A 17,021-nucleotide genomic window follows, 5' to 3' on the forward strand; every position below is an offset into this window, starting at 1 on the left:
GCCCACGATGTCCCGAAATTCCCTGTTTCCGCGTCAGTCCCGCCTGTCGCGCGCCGTGTGCGGCGCACTGGCGGTCCTGGCGCTCGGCGCGGCCGCTTCGGCCGGTGCGGCCAGCCCCGGCGAACAGCCGGCGTCGGCCGCCGGCGGCGCCGTTCCGCTCACCGTGACGGTCCAGCCGGGCCAGTCGCTGAACGATCTGGCGAAGGCCGCCACGCAGTCGCATGACCCGGGCGTGCTCGCGCGTGCCGGTCGCGCGCTGTTCGACGCGAATCCACAGGCGTTCATGAAGCGCGACCCGAGTCGGCTGAAAGTCGGCGCGACGCTGACCGTGCCGGCGCTGGACGCCACCGGCGCCGCGCTCGTGCCGGCCGGTGCCGGCGCGGCATCGGGCGCATCGGCCGGGTCCGCGGCAGGTGGGGGCTCCGCCACGGTGGCGGGTGCGCAGCACGGCGCGTCGGCTGCCCATCCCGGCTCGGCCGCCGTGGCCGCGCCGACGGCATCGGCCGCGTCGAGCGCCCCGATCGCACCCGCAGCGCCGGCCGCTCCCACGAGCAGCACGAACGCCCCGGCCGCCAACGGTGCATCGACTTCGGCCGGCGCATCGGCGACGCATGGTGCATCGTCGGCCGCAACCGCTCAACCGGCGGCGCCGGTCGGCGGCGCCAGCGGGCCGCACGTCTGGAATGGCGCGATCCAGTCCGCACCGTCGTCCGCGAGCGAGGCTGCGGCGCAGCCCGCCGCGGGTGGTGCGGCTCAGCACGCACAGCAGCAGCCCGCAGCGGCGCCTGCTGCGGGTGCGTCGCAGCCGCGGCCGTCGAGCCTTCAGCAACTGCTCGCGCTGAAGAACCGCGTGCTGATGGAGTTGCAGAAGCACGGCATCGGCAAGCCGGCGCCATCCGGCAACGTCGCGCCCGCGCCGGCCGCTGTGCGTCCGGTTCAGGGCGATGTCGCGGCATCCGGTGCTGCGTCGTCGGCGGTCGCGGGCGACGCGGCGTCCGGTGCGGCGTCCGGTGCCGCCGCCAGCGCAGTGGCGCCGGCGTCGGCCCCCGTGCCGCCGGTCGTGACGAGCGTTGCGCCGCCGTCGTCGCCTCGCGCGACCGGTCAGATGGACTGGCGTCCGGCCGCAGCAGCCGGCGCGGCCGTTGTCGTCCTCATTGCGGGGTTTGCATGGCGCAAGCGCAGGAAAGCGCGCGCCGCGGACGCCGCTGCGGCGTCGTCCGCCGACGTGCCGCCGGCGCAATCCCGTGATACGGCACCCGTCGACACCGACCTTGACGCATCGCCGCGTGCCGTCGAGCCCGTGCCGCCGACGCTGCCCGCCACACCGTTTTCCCGCGATGCGGCGACCGACGTGAGCCTCGTGACGGCCGCCGCGGTCGCGGCAGAGACGGCCGACGTGCGGGAGGCCGATGTCGCGCCGCCGCCGGAAGAGGCGTCGACGCACGACGATCACGCCGAAGCCGAAGCCGAAGCCGAAGCCGAAGCCGAAGCGCCCGCAGCAGCGCTCCCGCCCGACGTGCCTGCTGCTGCGCCCGCCGCTGCAGACGCGCCGGCTGAAACGGCGCCCGCGGCTCCTACACCGACCGACACGCAGCACGAGGCGCTGATGCAGAACGCGATCAACGCGTTGAATAGCCTCGACATGCCGTTGCCGCCGCGCATCGGCGACGAGCACGCCGTGCCGCAAGCGCCGCAAGCCCCAACCGAAAGCGAGCAATCAGCAACTAACGGTCAAGCCGCGCCGCGCCCGCCGCTGGGCGCGACCGAAGCGTCGGATGAACGATCCGTCGAGCACGACGACGAGTTCGATTGGGACCCGGATGCGACCACGCCTGCCGAGCAGGCGGGAGGCGCGTCCACGGTGCCCACGCCGTCACCGCTGCCGCCGCTCGGCGCCCGGTTCGGTGCATTGAAGCTCGATTTCGATCTCGATCTGCCGTCCGCCCCCGATGCCGAGCTGCCCGCACTGACGCCGGAGGAGCTTGCGCGCATTGCCCGCAACAAGCTGGATCTGGCGTTGGAATACGTGGAGCTTGGCGACCTGTCGGGCGCGCGCACGCTGCTGCAGGAGGTGGTCGACGCAAACGACGCCGCCACGCGCGACGATGCGCGCGCACTGCTCGCGAAACTGGCGGCCGACGCGTGATGCGGATCGCGCTCGGGGTTCAGTACGACGGCGCCGCGTTCTGCGGCTGGCAGGCGCAGCCGCACGGCAAGACCGTGCAGGATGCGCTCGAGCGCGCGCTCGGCGAGTTCGCGTGCGTGCCGTTGCACACGACGGTCGCGGGACGGACCGACACGGGCGTGCACGGGCTCGGCCAGGTCGTCCACTTCGACACGGCGCTCGATCGCGCGGAATTCTCGTGGGTGCGCGGCACCAACGCGTTCCTGCCGCCGACCGTGTCCGTGCAGTGGGCGAAGGCGATGCCCGACACGTTCCACGCGCGCTTCTCGGCGTTCGAGCGCACCTACTACTACGCGCTGTACGTGCATCCGGTGCGCTCGCCGATGCTGGCCGGCCGGGCCGGCTGGATCCACACGCCGCTCGACGACGACGCGATGCGCGCCGCCGCCGCGCACCTGATCGGCGAGCACGACTTCTCGTCGTTCCGTTCGTCGGAATGCCAGTCGAAGACGCCGGTCAAACACCTGTATCAGATCGACGTGCGACGTGCGGGGCACTTCATCCATTTCCGCTTCCGCGCGAACGCGTTCCTGCACCACATGGTGCGCAACCTGATGGGCTGCCTCGTCGCGGTCGGGCGCGGCCGCTACCCGGCCGACTGGCTCGCCGACGTGCTCGCGGGCCGCGATCGCAATCTCGCCGCGCCGACGTTCATGGCGGACGGGCTGTACCTCGCCCACGTCGGCTATCCGGCGGAATTCGCCGTCCCGCCCGCGCAGCTCGGCAGCGTGCCGTGGAGCAGCGTCTGGGCCGATCTGGACCCTCAACCATGACGGAGCTGGCCGTGTTTCCTTCGACTTCCGCGTCCGGCGTCGCGCCGCGCACGCGCATCAAGCTTTGCGGGCTGTCGCGCGTCGACGACGTGCTGCACGCCGCCGCGCTCGGCGCCGACGCGATCGGCCTCGTGTTCTACCCGAGCAGCCCGCGCGCGGTGTCGATCGCGCAGGCGGCCGAGCTGGCGCGCGCCGCGCCGCCGTTCGTATCGGTGGTGGGGCTGTTCGTCAACGCGACCGAGGCCGAAATCGATGCGGTGGTGCGCGACGTGCCGCTGACGATGCTGCAGTTCCACGGCGACGAGACGCCGCAGCAGTGCGAGGCCCTCGGCCGCGCGGCGCGGCTGCCGTGGTTGCGCGCGGTGCGCGTCGGCCCCTCGACGCAGCCGGCCGATTTGGTAGAATCGGATCTTCATTATTCGAAAGCGCGCGGCCTCCTGTTCGACACCCTGGTGCCGGACTACGGCGGTAGCGGCAAGGTCTTCGATTGGTCACTTATTCCCGCAGAGCTCGCGCATCGGGCCGTTTTGAGTGGTGGCTTGAACGCGCAAAACGTCGGTGATGCGATCCGCCGGTTGCGTCCGTTTGCTGTCGATGTCTCGAGCGGCATCGAAGTGGCGGGCGCAAAGGGCGTGAAGGATCACGCCCGGATGGCGGCGTTCGTACGCGCGGTGCGCGACGCGGACGCCGGGTGATGCAAGCCGGTGCGGCCCCCACAGTGCGGCGCACCGACCGATCGAGAGTGACACCATGTACAACCTCCCTGATGATCACGGCCACTTCGGTCCGTATGGCGGCGTATTCGTCGCCGAAACGCTGATTCACGCGCTGGACGAACTGCGCGCGGCGTACGAAAAATTCCGCAATGACCCCGAATTTGTCGCCGAGTATGAGCGCGAGCTCAAGTACTTCGTCGGCCGGCCGTCGCCGATCTATCACGCGCAGCGCTGGAGCGAGATGCTCGGCGGCGCGCAGATCTACCTGAAGCGCGAAGACCTGAACCACACCGGCGCGCACAAGATCAACAACGTGATCGGCCAGGCGCTGCTCGCGAAGCGCATGGGCAAGAAACGCGTGATCGCCGAGACGGGCGCCGGCCAGCACGGCGTCGCGACCGCGACGATCTGCGCGCGCTTCGGGATGGAGTGCGTCGTCTACATGGGCGCGGAAGACGTGCGCCGCCAGGCCGCCAACGTCTACCGGATGAAGCTGCTCGGCGCGACGGTCGTGCCGGTCGAATCGGGTTCGCGCACGCTGAAGGACGCGCTCAACGAGGCGATGCGCGACTGGGTCACGAACATCGAAAGCACGTTCTACATCATCGGCACGGTCGCGGGCCCGCATCCGTATCCGGCGATGGTGCGCGACTTCCAGCGCGTGATCGGCGACGAGTGCCGCGTGCAGATGCCGGAGCTGGCCGGCCGTCAACCGGACGCGGTGATCGCGTGCGTGGGCGGCGGCTCGAACGCGATGGGCATCTTCTATCCGTACATCGACGACACGTCGGTGCAGCTGATCGGCGTCGAAGCGGCCGGCGAGGGCCTCGCGTCGGGCCATCACGCGGCATCGCTGATCGCCGGCAGCCCCGGCGTGCTGCACGGCAACCGCACGTACCTGCTGCAGGACGAGAATGGCCAGATCATCGAGACGCATTCGGTGTCGGCCGGCCTCGACTATCCGGGCGTCGGCCCCGAGCACGCATGGCTGAAGGACAGCGGCCGCGCGCAGTACGTGGCGATCACCGACGACGAAGCGCTGAAGGCGTTCCACGACTGCTGCCGGATCGAAGGGATCATTCCGGCGCTGGAGTCGAGCCATGCGCTTGCATATGCCGTGAAGCTCGCGCCGACGTTGCCGAAGGACAAGATCCTGCTCGTCAACCTGTCGGGCCGCGGCGACAAGGACATGCACACCGTCGCCGAGCGAACGGGCATCGCGCTCTGACCGCCCGATGCGTGACCTGATCGAACAACCGGGCGGCGGCGCCGCGAGCGAAGCGGAGGCCGCGCAGCCGGCCGCCGCCGCGCCGCGCGCGCTGCCGCTCGGGATCGAGCTGTACAACCGCGATTTCATGACCGAAGCCGCGCGCCTGCCGGATGCGTCGATCGACCTGATCGTCGCCGATCCGCCGTACGGGCTCGGCAAGGACTACGGCAACGACTCGGACAAGCGTTCGGGCGACGCGTTTCTCGCGTGGACGCGCGAGTGGCTCGATCTCGCGATTCCGAAGCTCAAGCCGAGCGGGTCGATGTACATCTTCTGCACGTGGCAGTACGCGCCGGAAATCTTCAGCTTCCTGAAGACGAAGCTCACGATGGTCAACGAGATCATCTGGGATCGGCGCGTGCCGAGCATGGGCGGCACGACGCGCCGTTTCACGTCGGTGCACGACAACATCGGCTTTTTCGCGGTTTCGAAAGCGTATTACTTCGATCTCGATCCGGTCCGCATCCCTTACGACGCCGACACGAAGAAGGCCCGCTCGCGCAAGCTGTTCGAAGGCAGCAAGTGGCTGGAGATGGGCTACAACCCGAAGGACGTCTGGTCGGTCTCGCGCCTGCATCGGCAGCACGCGGAGCGCGTCGATCATCCGACCCAGAAGCCGCTGGAAATCATCGAGCGGATGGTGCTCGCAAGCTGCCCGCCGGGCGGCCGCGTGCTCGATCCGTTCATGGGCAGCGGCACGACCGCGGTGGCCTGCGCGCGGCAGGGGCGCGACTTCGTCGGCTACGAGATCAACGAAAGTTATTGCGCGATCGCGCATGAGCGCGTGAACGCGCTCGCCGCGCAGGCGTGCGCGTGAGCCGCGCCGCCGCCGTGCCGATCGCTCGCTTTGCATGGGATCGGAGTTGAGCGCTGAAGCGCCCGCTCCGGTCGACACAAGGAAAATTGCCATGTCCAACCGTATCCAGCAGACCTTCGCGGCGCTCGCCGAACAAGGCCGCAAGGGCCTGATCCCGTTCATCACGGCCGGCGATCCCGATCCCGCGAAGACCGTCGAGTTCATGCACGCGCTCGCCGCGGGCGGCGCCGACGTGATCGAGCTCGGCGTGCCGTTCTCGGACCCGATGGCCGACGGCCCGGTGATCCAGCGCTCGTCGGAGCGCGCGCTCGCGCGCGGCGTCACGCTCAAGACCGTGCTCGCCGACGTGAAGCGCTTTCGCGAGACCGACCAGAAAACCCCCGTCGTGCTCATGGGTTATGCGAACCCGATCGAGCGGATGGGTGTCGACGCGTTCGCGACCGAAGCCCACGCGGCCGGCGTCGACGGCGTGCTCGTGGTCGACTATCCGCCCGAGGAAGCCGGCGTGTTCGCCGAGAAAATGCGCGCCGCGCAGATCGATCCGATCTTCCTGCTCGCGCCGACGTCGACCGACGAACGCATCGCGGACGTGGGCAAGATCGCGAGCGGCTACGTGTACTACGTGTCGCTGAAGGGCGTGACCGGCGCCGGAAATCTGGATGTTTCGAGCATTGCGGGTAAAATCCCGGCCATCAAGTCGCGCGTGCCGGTACCGGTGGGCGTCGGCTTCGGCATCCGCGACGCCGAAACGGCGCGCGCGGTGGCCGAAGTGTCGGACGCCGTCGTGATCGGCAGCCGTCTGGTGCAATTGCTCGAAAGCGCCGCACCGGAAGGCGCCGCCGCCGCGCTGAAGTCGTTCATCGCCGAGCTGCGCGCCGCGCTGGACGGCGCCGGCAAGACGGCGCGATAAACACAACACAGGAAGCGGGAACGGCCGCAAGGCCCGCCCCGCCACGGAACAGGAAACCATACGATGAGCTGGCTCGACAAACTGTTGCCGCCGAAGATCAAGCAGACCGACCCGAAAAGCCGCAAGGGCATTCCGGAAGGGCTGTGGGTCAAATGCCCGTCCTGCGAGGCCGTGCTGTACCGCAACGACGTGGACGCGAACCTCCACGTGTGCCCGAAGTGCGATCACCACATGCGCATCGGCGCGCGCGAGCGTCTCGACGCGCTGCTCGATCCGGAAGGCCGCTACGAGATCGGCCAGGAAATCGTGCCGGTCGACTCGCTGAAGTTCAAGGACAGCCGCAAGTACCCCGATCGTCTGAAGGAAGCGATGGACGACACGGGCGAGACCGACGCGATGGTGGTGATGGGCGGCGCGATCCACACGCTGCCGGTGGTCGCGGCCTGCTTCGAATTCTCGTTCATGGGCGGCTCGATGGGCTCGGTCGTCGGCGAGCGCTTCACGCGCGGCGCGCAGAACGCGCTCGAGCAGCAGGTGCCGTTCATCTGTTTCACGGCATCGGGCGGCGCGCGCATGCAGGAAAGCCTGCTGTCGCTGATGCAGATGGCCAAGACCACCGCGATGCTGACGAAGCTGGCCGAAGCCAAGCTGCCGTTCATCTCGGTGCTGACCGATCCGACGATGGGCGGCGTGTCCGCGAGCTTCGCGTTCCTCGGCGACGTCGTGATTGCCGAGCCGAAGGCGCTGATCGGCTTCGCCGGCCCGCGCGTGATCGAGCAGACGGTGCGCGAGAAGCTGCCGGAAGGCTTCCAGCGTGCGGAATTCCTGCTGAAGACGGGCGCGATCGACATGATCGTCGACCGCCGCAAGCTGCGCGACGAGATTGCGCAATTGCTCGCGCTGTTGCAGCGGCAGCCGGCCGACGCGCTGGCCTGATTGGCGCGACGTTGTGAACTGCGCGCGTCGCCCGGCTGATCCGCCGGGCGGCGCGCTTCGTTTTTTGGCGTAGTGGCCGTACCGATTCAGATTTGATCCGATGAGCACTTTCCCCACTCTCGACGCTTGGCTTTCGCATCTCGAGCGCGCACACCCGGTCGGCATCGACATGGGTCTGACCCGCATCGCGCAGGTCAAGGCCGCGCTGCAGCTCGAATTCGCGTGCCCGGTCATCACGGTCGGCGGCACGAACGGCAAGGGCTCGACCTGCGCGTTCCTCGAGGCGATCCTGGTTCACGCGGGCTACAAGGTCGGCTGCCACACGTCGCCGCACCTGCTCGAATTCGCCGAGCGCGCGCGCGTGAACGGGCAGCAGGTCGCCGACGCCGAACTGCTGCCGCATTTCGAAGCGGTCGAAGCCGCCCGCGCGTCGCTGCCCGAGCCGGTCTCGCTCACGTACTTCGAGTTCACGACGCTCGCGATCCTGCATCTGTTCGCATCGCGCGGGCTCGACGCGGTGATCCTCGAAGTCGGCCTCGGCGGCCGCCTCGATGCGGTGAACGTGATCGACACCGATTGCGCGGTCGTCACGAGCATCGACATCGACCACACCGAATACCTCGGCGACACGCGCGAAAAGATCGCGTTCGAGAAGGCGGGCATCTTCCGCGCGGGCAAGCCGGCGATCTGCGGCGACCCGGCGGCGCCGCATACGCTCGTCGACCACGCCGCTGCGATCGGCGCGGACCTCTGGCTGGTCGGCCGCGATTTCCGCTACGAGGCGCAGCCGGGCGCGGAGCGCCAGCAATGGAGCTACCTCGGCCGCGACAAGCGCTATCCGGCGCTGGCCTATCCGGCGCTGCGCGGCGCGAATCAGCTGATCAACGCGTCGGCCGCGCTCGCCGCGCTCGAAGCGCTGCGCCCGGTGCTGCCGGTGTCGGCGCAGGACATCCGCCTCGGGCTCGCGAACGTCGAGCTGCCCGGCCGCTTCCAGGTGCTGCCCGGCAAGCCGGCGATCGTGCTCGACGTCGCGCACAACCCGCACGCGGCCGCGGTGCTCGAGCAGAACCTCGGCAACATGGGCTTCTTCCCGTACACGTACGCGGTGTTCGGCGCGATGCACGACAAGGACATCGACGGCGTGCTGCGGCACCTGAAGGGCGAGATCGACCACTGGTGTGTCACCGATCTGCCGCTGCCGCGCGCGGCGAGCGCGGAGCAGCTCGAAGCGGCGCTGCGCCATGCCGGCGTGCAGGACGGCCCCGATTCGAGCGTCACGCGGTTCGCGTCGCCGGCCGATGCGTTTCGCGATGCACTAAAAAGAGCATCCGAGAATGATAGAATCGTGGTTTTCGGCAGTTTCCATACGGTGGCCGGTGTGATGGCCTACCGGAAATCGCAGCAACACTGACTGTCGGGCAGTTTCGGACTCAGCCATTCATGGGAATTTTCTCGTTCGGCAAGAAAGACGACGACGCGCCCCCGCGGCGCGGCGGTCGTACCGGGGCCTCCCGGAACGTGCGCACCGAGCGCGCGGAGCGCGTCGAGCGACGTACGCGCCGCACCGAGCGGCCGGAATCGGACGCGCTGCTCCTCGATCCGACCCTTCCTGAAAAGCAACGCGCGCGCCGGCGCCTCGTCGGCGCGATCTCGCTCGTCGTCGCCGCGGTGATCGTGCTGCCGATGGTCCTCGACTCGCATCCGAAGCCGGTGACGGACGACATCGCGATCGACATTCCGAATCGCCCCGCACATCAAGCGGTCGCGCCGCGCGACGACGACGCGGCCGACGTGCAGGCGGGCGTCGCGCACGACGAGCCGCCGGCATCCGATGCGGCGGTCGCCGCCGCTGCGCAAGACACGAAGGACGCGAAGGACGCGGCCAAGCCGGCTGCCAAACCCGATACCACGACGGCCACGGCCAGCGTGACGCCGCCGAAAGCCGCCGCAAAGCCGGCCGCCAAACCGGCCGCGAAGCCCGCTGCGCCCGCGCCGAAGCCGGCGCCCGCAGCAGTGGCGGCAGTCAATACCGACGTCGCGGCCGACGCCGGCGACGCCTCTTCGCCTGCCTCGCCGGCCGGCGCACGCTTCGCGGTGCAGCTCGGGTCGTTCAAGGACGACGCAACGGCGCGTTCGTGGGCGACGAAGTTGAAATCGGCGGGCGTGCCCGCATATGTCGAGCATCGCAAGCAGGCGGACGGCAGCACGGCTACACTGCTGCGTGCCGGCCCGTTCGCGGATCGCGCGGCGGCGTCCGCCGCGATCGCGAAGGTGCGCGAAGCCGGGCTCACGCAGTAACGTGCGATGCTGACTGCTTTCGACTACGCTGTATTGGCGGTGATCGCGTTGTCTGCGCTGCGTGGCGCATGGCGCGGTTTCGTCTCGGAGATTTTCGGGCTGATCGGCTGGATCGCGGCGGTCGTGATCGCGGCCCGCTATGTCGGACTCGTGGAGCCGTACATACCGGCGAACTGGCCGGGCGGCGCTCTGACACAGTGGGTGCTGGCGTTCGCGTTGATCGTGATCGGCGTCGTGTTCGTCGCCGGCGTCGCGAATGCGCTGTTGTCGCGCATCGCGCAGGTGACGGGCCTCGGCGGTGTCGATCGCTCGCTGGGCATGATGTTCGGCCTCGTGCGCGGCTGCGTGCTGGTGGTGCTGCTGGTCGCGGCGGCCGGGCTGACCGAGTTGCCCAAACAGGATTTCTGGCGCAATGCGCTATTGCGTCCTTTCGCCGAGCAGGGCGTGCACGAGCTGAAGCAGCTCCTGCCCGACGGCATGGCCCAGTACGTACGCGTGTGACGACGCGGCCGGGCAGGACGTAACCGATTTTGTCATCTTGAAGGACATGCCATGTGCGGCATCGTAGGTGTTATTTCCCAATCCCCTGTCAACCAGCTGATCTATGACAGCTTGCTGTTGCTGCAGCATCGCGGTCAGGACGCAGCGGGCATCGCGACGGCGGACGGCAGCAATTTCCACATGTACAAGGCGAACGGCATGGTGCGCGACGTGTTCCGCACGCGCAACATGCGCAGCCTGCCCGGCACCTTCGGCATCGGCCAGGTCCGCTATCCGACGGCCGGTTCGGCGTCGAGCGAAGCCGAGGCACAGCCGTTCTACGTGAACGCGCCGTTCGGGATCATCCTCGCGCACAACGGCAACCTGACGAACTGGCAACAGCTGAAGGACGAGATGTTCCGGATCGACCGCCGGCACATCAACACCAATTCCGACAGCGAAGTGTTGCTGAACGTGTTCGCGCACGAGCTGCAACTGTCGACCACCGGCCTGGAGCTCGATCCGGCCTCGCTGTTCAAGGCAGTCGCGGGCGTGCACCGCCGTCTGCAGGGCTCGTACGCGATCGTGTCGCTGATCGCCGGCTACGGCCTCGTCGCGTTCCGCGATCCGTTCGGCATCCGCCCGCTCTGCATCGGCAAGCTCGAAACCGAACACGGCACCGAATGGATGGTCGCGTCGGAGTCGGTGGCCGTCGAAGGCATCGGCTTCGAATTCGTGCGCGACGTGGAGCCGGGCGAAGCGATCTTCATCGACAAGGCCGGCAACTTCCACAGCCAGCAGTGCGCTGAAAATCCGACGCTCAACCCGTGCATGTTCGAATACGTGTACCTCGCGCGTCCGGATTCGTGCCTCGACGGCGTGCCCGTCTACAACGTGCGCCTGCGCATGGGCGATTACCTCGCCGAGAAGATCCGCCGCGAGCTGCCGAACGTGCCGATCGACGTCGTGATGCCGATCCCCGATTCGTCGCGTCCGGCGGCGATGCAGGTCGCGGCGAAGCTGGGCGTCGAGTATCGCGAAGGCTTCTTCAAGAACCGCTACGTCGGCCGCACGTTCATCATGCCGGGCCAGGCCGTGCGCAAGAAGTCGGTGCGCCAGAAGCTCAACGCGATGAGCATCGAGTTCAAGGACAAGCACGTGCTGATCGTCGACGATTCGATCGTGCGCGGCACCACGTCGCACGAGATCGTGCAGATGGCGCGCGATGCGGGCGCGAAGTCGGTGATCTTCGCGTCGGCCGCGCCGCCCGTGAAGTTCCCGAACGTGTACGGCATCGACATGCCGACGCGCGGCGAGCTGGTCGCTCACGGCCGCACCGATGAGGAGGTCGCGAAGATCATCGGCGCCGACCACCTGATCTATCAGGACGTCGACGACCTGCGCCGCGCGGTGCGCGACATCAACCCGAAGCTGGAAGGCTTCGAGGCGTCGTGCTTCGACGGCAACTACATCACCGGCGCCGTGACGCCCGAGTACCTCGACGCGATCGAGCGCGCGCGCCTCGCACCGGCATCGCAGGCCGATCGCGACACCGCGAGCGACACCGCGCGTTCGCAGATGAACCTGCAGCTGTCGGTGGAGTGACGCCGGCGCACGCTTGCGACGAAGCGTGATAGGATGGCGCCTTGCGTCGATTTGATTCAGCTTGCGGACGCGGGGCGATCTCCCAAAACAGCTAAAGCGAAGGCCGGCGGCAGCCGGCCCGAGTCGACCGCTGTCGTACCGCACCGAAGCCCGCTGATGCCGACGCATAGCGGGCTTTTTGTTTTGGCCTGATTTGTGGCTGGGCGCGCGCGATGCGCGGCCCTCGAATACGGAAAACGGAACATGGACGACTCCCTCAACTTCGACACGCTCGCCGTGCGCGCGGGCACGCAGCGCAGCGACTACAACGAGCACTCGGAAGCGCTGTTCCTCACGTCGAGCTTCTGCTTCAAGAGCGCAGCCGACGCAGCGGAGCGCTTCGCGAATTCGGAAGACTATTTCACCTATTCGCGCTTCACGAACCCGACGGTCTCCATGTTCCAGGATCGTCTCGCGGCGCTCGAAGGCGGCGAGGCGTGCATCGCGACGGCATCCGGGATGGCCGCGATCATGTCGGTCGTGATGTCGGCGCTGCAGGCGGGCGATCACCTCGTCAGCTCGCGCAGCCTGTTCGGTTCGACGCTCGGGATGTTCTCGCAAATCTTCAGCAAGTTCGGCATCACGACGACCTTCGTCGATCCGACCGACCTGAACGCATGGCGCGAAGCGGTGCGGCCCGAGACGAAGATGTTCTTCCTCGAAACGCCGTCGAACCCGCTGACCGAACTCGCCGACATCGAAGCGATCGGCAAGATCGCGAAGGCCGCGAACGCGCTGTTCGTCGTCGACAACTGTTTCTGCAGCCCGGTGCTGCAGCAGCCGCTGAAACTCGGCGCGGACGTCGTGATGCACTCGGCGACCAAGTTCCTCGACGGCCAGGGCCGCGTGCTCGGCGGCGCGCTGGTCGGCTCGAAGGAATTCATCATGGGCAAGGTGTTCCCGTTCGTGCGCAGCGCGGGCCCGACGTTGTCGGCGTTCAACGCATGGGTGCTGCTGAAGGGGATGGAGACGCTGTCGCTGCGCGTCGAGAAGCAGTCGGCGAATGCGCTCGAAATCGCGCGCTGGCTCGACGCGCATCCGGCCGTGGCGCGCGTGTTCTATCCGGGGCTCGAATCGCATCCGCAGTACGAGCTCGCGAAGCGGCAACAGAAGGCGGGCGGTGCGATCGTGTCGTTCGAGCTGAAGGGCGACACGCCCGAGCAGCAGCGCGCGAACGCATGGCGCGTGATCGACGGCACGCAGCTGATCTCGATCACCGGCAACCTCGGCGATACGCGCACGACGATCACGCATCCGGCGACGACCACGCACGCGCGCGTCACGCCGGAAGCGCGCGCGGCCGCCGGGATCACCGAGGGGCTGATCCGCCTCGCGGTCGGCCTCGAGTACGCGGGCGATCTGCGCAACGATCTCGCGCGCGGCCTCGGCGGCTGAGCGCGACAGCACGGCGTTCTGCGCCGGTCATGCAACGGGCCGCTCGACATCGAGCGGCCCGTTTTTTTTTGCCTGCCGTGTTTCTGCCGGCGACGCACGCACGCGCACGCGCCGCGCGAATCAGCCGGCGTGCGTGGCCTGCCGCGGCGCGTCGCGCATCGCGTCCATCATCCAGCGCAGCGTGTCGTCGAGCGGCGTCACCGGCAATTCGCCAACCGCGCGCCGCAGCTTGTCGCGCGAGCCGCTCAGGCGCTTCACTTCGTTGTGCCGCACGAAGCGCGGATCGATCGTCACGTCGATCACGTAGCCGGCGATGCGCGACAGCATCGCGAGCACTTCCTTCAGCGAATACGCGCGCTCCGAGCACACGTTGAACGTCTCGCCGGCCGGCGCGGCTTCGAGCAGCTTCAGATACGCGGCCGTCACGTCGCGCACGTCGGAAAAATCGCGGCTCACGTCGAGATTGCCCAGAGAGATGCGCGGCGCGCGGCTCGCATAGTGCGACACGAGCTTCGGCAGCAGGTAGGCATCGTCCTGGCCCACGCCCGTGTAGTTGAACGGCCGTGCGATCACGATCGGCAGGCGATCGGCCCACAGCTTCGCCGCGTATTCCATCGCGAGCTTGCTGACCGCATAGTCGTTCGCCGGCGCGGGCGCGACCGTTTCGTCGATCACGCCGGCCGTCGAGTTGCCGTAGATGTTCGCGCTGCTCGCGAGCAGCACCGCCGACGGACGGCGGTCGAGGCCCGCGAGCGCGGCCAGCAGGTTGCGCGTGCCGACGATGTTGACCGCGTAGGTCTGCGACGGCTCGTCGCGTGCGACGTGCGCGCGGGCCGCGAGGTGCACGACGGCATCGGGGCGCGCATCGGCGACCGCCGCGCGCATCGCGTCGGCGTCGAGCAGATCGACCGGCAGCAGCGTGCAATTTGCGAACGCCGGGTCGTCCGGGCGCGCCGTGCCGGGCGCGACCGTGCCCCACACGTCGTAGCCGGCCGCGGCGAGGCGCTGCGCTATGTAGCGGCCGGTGAAGCCGGTCACACCCGTGACGAACGCACGGCGCGACGGGCGGCCGGCCTCAGTACGTGTCATGTTGACGATTCCGCGTCAGGTCCGCCTCGACCATCATCTGGCAGAGTTGCTCCAGCGTCGTCTGCGGCGCCCAGCCGAGCTTGGACTTCGCCTTGTCCGCGCTGCCGATCAGCAGATCGACCTCGGCAGGGCGGTAGAACTTCGGATTCACTTCGACGAGCACGTTGCCGTTCGATGCGTCGAGCCCGCGTTCCTTCTCGCCCTTGCCGGTCCATTCGATCTGGTAGCCGGCCGCCGCGAACGCCATCTGCACGAAGTCGCGCACGGTCTCGGTGCGGTTGGTCGCGAGCACGTAGGTGTCGGGCTCGTCGACCTGCAGCATCCGCCACATCCCTTCGACGTATTCGAGCGCAAAGCCCCAGTCGCGCTTCGCGTCGAGGTTGCCGAGCTCGAGCTTGTTCGCGTGGCCGAGCGTGATCTTCGCGACGGTGTCGGTGATCTTGCGCGTGACGAACTCGCGGCCGCGCAGCGGCGATTCGTGATTGAACAGGATGCCGCTGCAGCCGAACAGCCCGTACGACTCGCGATAGTTGACCGTCATCCAGTGCGCGTACAGCTTCGCGACGCCGTACGGGCTACGCGGATAGAACGCGGTCGTTTCCGTCTGCGGAATCGCCTGCACCTTGCCGAACATCTCGGACGTCGACGCCTGATAGAAGCGCGTCTTCGGGCTCACCACGCGGATCGCCTCGAGCAGGTTCAGCGGGCCGATGCCGGTCACCTCGGCGGTCGTCGCGGGCTGATCGAACGACACGCCGACGAAGCTCTGCGCAGCGAGGTTGTACAGCTCGTCCGGCTGCGTGCGTTCGAGCAGCCGCAGGCTCGAGCCGGCATCGGTCAGATCGTGTTCGACGAGCGTCAGGTTCGGATGCGTGGCGACGCCCAGTTCCGCGATGCGCCAGAAGTTCACCGAGCTCGTGCGACGGTAGGTGCCCGTTACTTCGTAGCCCTTGTCGAGCAGCAGCTTGGCCAGATAGGCGCCGTCCTGCCCGGTGATCCCCGTGATGATGGCCTTCTTGCGAGTTTGGCTCATGGCAATGTCCTGGTCGAAACGATGGATTGAGAAAGTCAGGCGGTCGTGCGCGCGGCGGCCGGCAATGCGCTGCGAGCGGGGCCGCGGGTCAGGCGTCGCTCGAAGCCGTACCAGCTCAGCGTCGCGTAGGCGAGCGTGATCGCGAGCGCGAGCGCGGCCGTGACGAAGCGGTTCAGGTGCAGCGGCCACAGCGCGTACAGCACGCTCAGGTGGATCAGGTAGACCGTGTAGCTGACGGTGCCGACGTAGACGAGCAACGGGTTCGTCAGCACGCGCTGCACGATGCCGCGGCCGCGCAGTGCGATCACGACGATCGACGTGCAGAGCAGCAGCGAGATGCTGTAGAGCGCGGCGTTCGACAGCGGCGTGTTGGCCGCGCGAAAGCGCGGGAACGACAGGTGCAGCCAGCCGAGGATCGCCAGCGCGACGAGCGCGCCGACGATCGCGAGCGGATAGAACGGCTCGAGCGCGCGACGGTCGCGGCGCAGCAGGATGGCGAGCAGCGCGCCGGCGGCGAGCAGGTCCATCCGGAACGGCGTCAGGTAGTAGATCGGCCAGAACGAATCGAACCACGGCGTCGCGATCGCGCGCAGCACGGGCGCCGCGACGACGAGCGCGGCGGCCACCCACAGCAGCGCGCGCTCCGAACACCACAGCACGATGAACGGCCAGAAGATGTAGAACTGCTCCTCGACGGCGAGCGACCACAGCACGTTCAGGCTGTCGTGACCGATGCTGCCGAGCGACAGCCCGATGTTGGTCGAGAAGAACGCGAACCACGGCCAGTGCGGCAGCCAGCTCGCGCCGAACAGCAGCGTCGACACGACCAGCAGCAACACGTACGGCGGCAGGATGCGCCGCACGCGGCGTGCGTAGAAGTGGCCGAAATACGACTGCCCGCGCGCCTTGCGCTCCAGCAGGATGCCGGTGATCAGCAGCCCGCTCAACACGAAGAACAGATCGACGCCCATCCATAGCGGCGCCTTCAGCGCGTGCTGCAGGAACACGGCGCCGACCGCGATCGCGCGCAGCCCGTCGAGCTGCACGATGCGGCCGTGTTGCGGCGGCGCGCCAGCGGCCTGGTGCGACAGGTTCGTCATCGCGCCGCTCCTTCGCGACGCGCGGCCAATGCGCCGCCGTGCCGCGCATTCGATGCGTGAACGTAATCCATGCGTTTAAATGAAATATCGAATCGAAATCGATTCTAGGGAAAAGAAATCGGCAAAAAAACGCAGCCCATTTATTCGCCTGGAAAGATTCGAATTGCGCGCAATTCGTGCGCTGCATGAAAGGTTTGCAGGCCGTGTGCCCCGTGTGGCGGGCCGATGCGGCATTTTCTACGGGACGCCGAACCAACACGCGGTCGTTATTGCCGCATTCCCGCCATTTCTTTGCTGCGCGTCGCGAGATATTTCATACGGAAACATCCCCAAATATTTCCAAATTTCTTGTGATTATTTTTGCTTGTAACCTGC

16 protein-coding genes are annotated in these 17,021 nt (G+C 67.9%); 13 read left to right on the forward strand and 3 right to left on the reverse strand.

Annotation, left to right across the window (positions count from 1 at the left end; all coding sequences use genetic code 11):
- Positions 1 to 7: 7 nt before the first annotated feature.
- The 12 genes from C3Y15_RS08410 to C3Y15_RS08470 all read left to right on the forward strand — a co-directional run bounded on the left by C3Y15_RS08410 (position 8) and on the right by C3Y15_RS08470 (position 13,424).
- Positions 8 to 2,146: a FimV/HubP family polar landmark protein gene (locus C3Y15_RS08410; protein ID WP_069246534.1), complete on the forward strand. Its 2,139-nt coding sequence runs from the start codon at positions 8 to 10 to the stop codon at positions 2,144 to 2,146.
- Positions 2,146 to 2,958: a tRNA pseudouridine(38-40) synthase TruA gene (gene truA / locus C3Y15_RS08415; protein WP_034195022.1), complete on the forward strand. Its 813-nt coding sequence runs from the start codon at positions 2,146 to 2,148 to the stop codon at positions 2,956 to 2,958. Before C3Y15_RS08410 ends, truA begins: the two co-directional genes overlap by 1 nt.
- Positions 2,955 to 3,653 carry a phosphoribosylanthranilate isomerase gene (locus tag C3Y15_RS08420; protein ID WP_034195023.1) on the forward strand — a complete coding sequence of 233 codons (699 nt, stop codon included), beginning with the start codon at positions 2,955 to 2,957 and terminating at the stop codon, positions 3,651 to 3,653. The genes truA and C3Y15_RS08420 overlap by 4 nt, the downstream gene beginning before the upstream one ends.
- Positions 3,654 to 3,708: 55 nt before the next feature.
- Complete coding sequence (trpB, locus tag C3Y15_RS08425) at positions 3,709 to 4,902, forward strand: tryptophan synthase subunit beta (RefSeq protein ID WP_011881761.1); 1,194 nt, start codon at positions 3,709 to 3,711, stop codon at positions 4,900 to 4,902.
- Positions 4,903 to 4,909: 7 nt separating this feature from the next.
- Complete coding sequence (locus C3Y15_RS08430) at positions 4,910 to 5,761, forward strand: site-specific DNA-methyltransferase (protein ID WP_011881762.1); 852 nt, start codon at positions 4,910 to 4,912, stop codon at positions 5,759 to 5,761.
- 91 nt (positions 5,762 to 5,852) lie between these two features.
- Positions 5,853 to 6,671: a tryptophan synthase subunit alpha gene (trpA, locus tag C3Y15_RS08435; RefSeq protein WP_011881763.1), complete on the forward strand. Its 819-nt coding sequence runs from the start codon at positions 5,853 to 5,855 to the stop codon at positions 6,669 to 6,671.
- A gap of 63 nt (positions 6,672 to 6,734) precedes the next feature.
- Positions 6,735 to 7,607, forward strand: coding sequence for an acetyl-CoA carboxylase, carboxyltransferase subunit beta (gene accD / locus C3Y15_RS08440; protein WP_011881764.1), 873 nt, complete (start codon positions 6,735 to 6,737; stop codon positions 7,605 to 7,607).
- 100 nt (positions 7,608 to 7,707) lie between these two features.
- The gene (gene folC, locus C3Y15_RS08445; RefSeq protein ID WP_011881765.1) at positions 7,708 to 9,018 is read left to right on the forward strand and encodes a bifunctional tetrahydrofolate synthase/dihydrofolate synthase; all 1,311 of its coding nucleotides are present in this window, start codon (positions 7,708 to 7,710) and stop codon (positions 9,016 to 9,018) included.
- A gap of 29 nt (positions 9,019 to 9,047) precedes the next feature.
- A complete protein-coding gene (locus tag C3Y15_RS08450) occupies positions 9,048 to 9,905 on the forward strand; it encodes an SPOR domain-containing protein (protein WP_069246533.1) in 858 nt (285 codons plus the stop codon).
- A gap of 6 nt (positions 9,906 to 9,911) precedes the next feature.
- The gene (locus C3Y15_RS08455) at positions 9,912 to 10,406 is read left to right on the forward strand and encodes a CvpA family protein (protein WP_011881767.1); all 495 of its coding nucleotides are present in this window, start codon (positions 9,912 to 9,914) and stop codon (positions 10,404 to 10,406) included.
- A gap of 51 nt (positions 10,407 to 10,457) precedes the next feature.
- Positions 10,458 to 11,990: an amidophosphoribosyltransferase gene (gene purF / locus C3Y15_RS08460; protein ID WP_011881768.1), complete on the forward strand. Its 1,533-nt coding sequence runs from the start codon at positions 10,458 to 10,460 to the stop codon at positions 11,988 to 11,990.
- A gap of 243 nt (positions 11,991 to 12,233) precedes the next feature.
- Entirely contained in the window at positions 12,234 to 13,424 is a 1,191-nt protein-coding gene (locus C3Y15_RS08470) for an O-succinylhomoserine sulfhydrylase (protein ID WP_069246532.1), read from the forward strand.
- A 120-nt stretch (positions 13,425 to 13,544) separates the two neighbouring features.
- On the opposite strand, the gene C3Y15_RS08475 is transcribed toward C3Y15_RS08470, so the two are convergent.
- The 3 genes from C3Y15_RS08475 to C3Y15_RS08485 are packed head-to-tail and all read right to left on the reverse strand — an operon-like array spanning position 13,545 to position 16,646.
- Complete coding sequence (locus C3Y15_RS08475; RefSeq protein ID WP_069246531.1) at positions 13,545 to 14,513, reverse strand: NAD-dependent epimerase/dehydratase family protein; 969 nt, start codon at positions 14,511 to 14,513, stop codon at positions 13,545 to 13,547.
- Positions 14,500 to 15,546, reverse strand: a complete 1,047-nt coding sequence (gmd, locus tag C3Y15_RS08480; RefSeq protein ID WP_011881771.1) for a GDP-mannose 4,6-dehydratase — start codon at positions 15,544 to 15,546, stop codon at positions 14,500 to 14,502. The genes C3Y15_RS08475 and gmd overlap by 14 nt, the downstream gene beginning before the upstream one ends.
- A 35-nt stretch (positions 15,547 to 15,581) precedes the next feature.
- Positions 15,582 to 16,646, reverse strand: coding sequence for an acyltransferase (locus C3Y15_RS08485; protein ID WP_011881772.1), 1,065 nt, complete (start codon positions 16,644 to 16,646; stop codon positions 15,582 to 15,584).
- Between the two features lie 79 nt (positions 16,647 to 16,725).
- Here C3Y15_RS08485 and C3Y15_RS31665 point away from each other — a divergent pair, with 79 nt between their 5' ends.
- On the forward strand, positions 16,726 to 17,016 hold the full coding sequence (locus C3Y15_RS31665) for a hypothetical protein (protein WP_155624534.1): 291 nt from the start codon (positions 16,726 to 16,728) through the stop codon (positions 17,014 to 17,016).
- Positions 17,017 to 17,021: the final 5 nt, after the last annotated feature.

Origin of the sequence: Burkholderia sp. B10 (assembly GCF_004368385.1) — a bacterium.
GTDB lineage: Bacteria > Pseudomonadota > Gammaproteobacteria > Burkholderiales > Burkholderiaceae > Burkholderia > Burkholderia vietnamiensis.

Bases quoted from the DNA above. Each gene is read 5' to 3' on its own strand.
- trpA (WP_011881763.1), top strand. From the start codon at position 5,853: ATGTCCAACCGTATCCAGCAGACCTTCGCGGCGCTCGCCGAACAAGGC.
- C3Y15_RS08485 (WP_011881772.1), bottom strand. From the start codon at position 16,646: ATGACGAACCTGTCGCACCAGGCCGCTGGCGCGCCGCCGCAACACGGC.
- purF (WP_011881768.1), top strand. From the start codon at position 10,458: ATGTGCGGCATCGTAGGTGTTATTTCCCAATCCCCTGTCAACCAGCTG.
- C3Y15_RS08475 (WP_069246531.1), bottom strand. From the start codon at position 14,513: ATGACACGTACTGAGGCCGGCCGCCCGTCGCGCCGTGCGTTCGTCACG.
- C3Y15_RS31665 (WP_155624534.1), top strand. From the start codon at position 16,726: ATGAAATATCGAATCGAAATCGATTCTAGGGAAAAGAAATCGGCAAAA.
- C3Y15_RS08450 (WP_069246533.1), top strand. From the start codon at position 9,048: ATGGGAATTTTCTCGTTCGGCAAGAAAGACGACGACGCGCCCCCGCGG.
- C3Y15_RS08470 (WP_069246532.1), top strand. From the start codon at position 12,234: ATGGACGACTCCCTCAACTTCGACACGCTCGCCGTGCGCGCGGGCACG.
- trpB (WP_011881761.1), top strand. From the start codon at position 3,709: ATGTACAACCTCCCTGATGATCACGGCCACTTCGGTCCGTATGGCGGC.
- C3Y15_RS08430 (WP_011881762.1), top strand. From the start codon at position 4,910: ATGCGTGACCTGATCGAACAACCGGGCGGCGGCGCCGCGAGCGAAGCG.
- accD (WP_011881764.1), top strand. From the start codon at position 6,735: ATGAGCTGGCTCGACAAACTGTTGCCGCCGAAGATCAAGCAGACCGAC.
- truA (WP_034195022.1), top strand. From the start codon at position 2,146: ATGCGGATCGCGCTCGGGGTTCAGTACGACGGCGCCGCGTTCTGCGGC.
- gmd (WP_011881771.1), bottom strand. From the start codon at position 15,546: ATGAGCCAAACTCGCAAGAAGGCCATCATCACGGGGATCACCGGGCAG.
- C3Y15_RS08410 (WP_069246534.1), top strand. From the start codon at position 8: ATGTCCCGAAATTCCCTGTTTCCGCGTCAGTCCCGCCTGTCGCGCGCC.
- C3Y15_RS08420 (WP_034195023.1), top strand. From the start codon at position 2,955: ATGACGGAGCTGGCCGTGTTTCCTTCGACTTCCGCGTCCGGCGTCGCG.
- C3Y15_RS08455 (WP_011881767.1), top strand. From the start codon at position 9,912: ATGCTGACTGCTTTCGACTACGCTGTATTGGCGGTGATCGCGTTGTCT.
- folC (WP_011881765.1), top strand. From the start codon at position 7,708: ATGAGCACTTTCCCCACTCTCGACGCTTGGCTTTCGCATCTCGAGCGC.